Origin of the sequence: Rhizobium sp. UGM030330-04, assembly GCF_003208455.1 — a bacterium.
GTDB classification, from domain to species: Bacteria; Pseudomonadota; Alphaproteobacteria; order Rhizobiales; family Rhizobiaceae; genus Agrobacterium; species Agrobacterium rhizogenes_A.
Window position 1 is genome coordinate 1 of the sequence record NZ_QKML01000039.1, and the last position, 2,781, is coordinate 2,781.

Here is a 2,781-nt window from a genome sequence, read left to right on the forward strand (position 1 = left end):
ACCGGTTCGTTAATGAATCAGTTCTTTTTGCTCTCAGTCGATTCATGAAATTTATAAATATCAGAGAGTTATCAACGGGAACAAGTCTAATATACATAGCTAGCCGTGGCTTCATTGAAGCTGAGATTCCGGCGATGTGGTTCGCCGCCCCGTCCCAGGGCGGTAAGCAGGAGTTCACCGCGTCCTATGTGAGTTTTCGCAACCGAGCCCAGAAATGACTAAGATCCTGCCCATCACGATTGCTGCCTTCTCCCTGGTGTTTGCCGCCGGGGCCCGGGCCGACCTATTCCTGAACCAGGAACAAGAAGCCTACCAGCACTTCCAGACCGGCGATTACCAGCAGGCCGCCGCCGGCTTCGGCGACCAGTACCGACGCGGCGTAGCCCTCTATCGGTCCGGGAACTACCAGGACGCCGCTACCGCTTTCAGTCGCGTGCAGCGCCCCGCCGCAAAAGAAGACGCCGGCTACAACCTGGGCAATGCCCGCTTTCAGCTCGGTGATTTCGCGGGCGCCGCAACGGCCTACGAGACCGTGTTGAGCACCAACCCGGACCACGAGGACGCCCACCACAACCTCTCCCTGGCCAGGGCCATGCTCGCGCGTATCGAGCAGGAAATGTACGAAAAGGAAAAGAAAGAGGGAGAAAAAGAACAACCCAGGGAGGACCAAGAACAGAAAGATCAGGAAAAAGAACAGCAAAAGCAGGAACAGGAAGAAAAACAAGAACAAAAACAGGGAGAGAAGCAGGAACAACAAGAGCAAAAGCAGGGAGAGAAGCAGGAAGAGCAAGAACAAAAACAGGGAGAAAAGCAGGACCAGCAAGAACAAAAGCAAGGAGACAAGCAGGAAAAACAAGAGCAAAAACAGGGGGAGAAACAGGAACAGCAAGAACAACAACAAGGAGAAAAGCAAGAACAGCAAGAACAACAGGAATCCGAGCAGCAGAGCGGCTCCGGCCAGCAATCCTCGGAGGGCGAGCCCGGCGAAGAGAGCGAAGGAGAGCAGAAAGAAGACAGCGAGCAGGCCAAGGGCAAGGCATCCGAGCAGGAACAAGAAGGCAAGTCCGAGTCCGAGACCACGGACTCCCAAAAGGGTCGTCAGAAAGACGAGCAGAAAACCGACAGCGAGGGCGACCGGACAGAAGAACGGCAGGAAACCGAGTCCGGAGAAAAACAATCCCAAGAGGAAAAGGACACCGGCGGCGAAGAACAACGCGAACCCCAGGAACAAGAAGGGGGTAAGGAAAAGGACCCCGAACAACAGACCAGCGGCAAAAAAGAGCGGAAAACGGACGAGAAAGAGGCCGGCGGCGAGCAATCCCAAAAAGACCGCCCGGAACAGACCGGGGCGGACGAAGAACGCCGGGACGAAGAAGAAGGCCAAGGCGGAGAAGAACCGAAGCCCGAGGAAGAGAGCGCGGGGGGCGAAGAGCAAAAATCCGAGCAAGAGGCTACCGGGGGCGAGGAAGAGCAAGACACCGAAAAGGGGAAAGGAAAGAAAGAGCAGAAGGAAGAATCACCCAACGAGGGTGGCGAAGAGGAAAGGCCCGGAGAAGGCCAACGCCCGGACGAGAAGCGGGAGACCCCCGGCAAGGCCGAGAAACCATCGGACAAACCGCGGGCCGATGACCGTGGGGCGCGGTCCGACAAACCACCGAAGGACGGACCACCGGACATGCCGCCGGAAGAAGGCGCGGCGGATGCCGTGGATCGTTTCGACCAACTCGGCACACAACCCATGTCCGACCAGGAGCCGACTGCCGAGCAGGCCGCGGCGGCCGCGTTGGGCGGACTCCCGGTGCGCGGTCCCGGCCTGGCCATCATGGAGCAGCGCCTGGAGCAGGTGGAAGGCGACCCCTCCCTGCTGATGCGCAATCAATTCATGCTCGAAGAGATGCAATTCATGCGCCGGTCCGGCGGTCCCCTGCGGGAGAGTCGGCCTTGGTAGCGATTCCGATTCGACTACGAATCACGCGAATTATGCGAATACGAATCGCGCGAATCGGGAACCACGAATGAACACGAATAGACACGAATCGGAAACTACGAATCACGCGAATAATGTTTGAACCACAGAGGCACAGAGAACGCAGAGGAAATGAAATGTGCCCCGTAGGATGCGGTGAGCGCAACGAACCGCATCGATTGAAACCGCAAAAGCGCAAAGCCCGTAGTTGGGGTAAGGAATGAACCCCGACATCTGACCTGCAAGGAAATGCACGATGGTTAGGTCGATGAGGTTCTGTCGTTGGGGTTCAGCCGTCATCCCAATCTACGCGTTAATACAATAATGTCTGCGTGCAATCTAATCAACCGTTAGATTTTAAGGTGAATTATGAGCGAAGCCGAAACATTGTCGGAACAGCTATTCGAGCAATATTGTCGTGAAAATGGTATTCGTATTGAAAAGATTAGGAGAGATAAAAACCGTACACCCGATTATGATATTTATCCTTCCGGCAAAAGGGTTGTCGTCGAGGTTAAACAAATTGACCCTAATGATGATGACGTAGCAGCGGAAAAAGAACTGACTGAAGGTGCGGTCTGTTCAATAATAGATAGTAGTCCGGGGAAAAGAATACGGAAAAAAAGATGCCACCCCTCAAATATCACAAAGAGCGAAAGATAAATGGGTAGTGGTTAATTTTGATGTGATCGAGTAGATGAGTTCATTTATAATCATTTTGGGGTAGTGGTGATTTTTGAAGTGATACCTAGCCAACAATGGGCAATAATTCGGTATTATATCGGTGTATGAAGAGTTTTAAACAAATCTCATGC

3 protein-coding genes are annotated in these 2,781 nt (G+C 53.7%); all 3 read left to right on the forward strand.

All coding sequences use genetic code 11. From position 1 onward, the window contains the following. The coding region (locus tag N434_RS26035) for a hypothetical protein (RefSeq protein WP_210206065.1) at positions 1–218 on the forward strand (218 nt) is incomplete at its 5' end. Beyond that, positions 215–1,948 carry a tetratricopeptide repeat protein gene (locus tag N434_RS25285; RefSeq protein ID WP_110760768.1) on the forward strand — a complete coding sequence of 578 codons (1,734 nt, stop codon included), beginning with the start codon at positions 215–217 and terminating at the stop codon, positions 1,946–1,948. The genes N434_RS26035 and N434_RS25285, both read left to right, overlap by 4 nt. A 387-nt stretch (positions 1,949–2,335) precedes the next feature. Next, complete coding sequence (locus N434_RS25680; protein WP_141401709.1) at positions 2,336–2,629, forward strand: PDDEXK family nuclease; 294 nt, start codon at positions 2,336–2,338, stop codon at positions 2,627–2,629. The last annotated feature ends 152 nt before the right edge of the window (positions 2,630–2,781 follow it).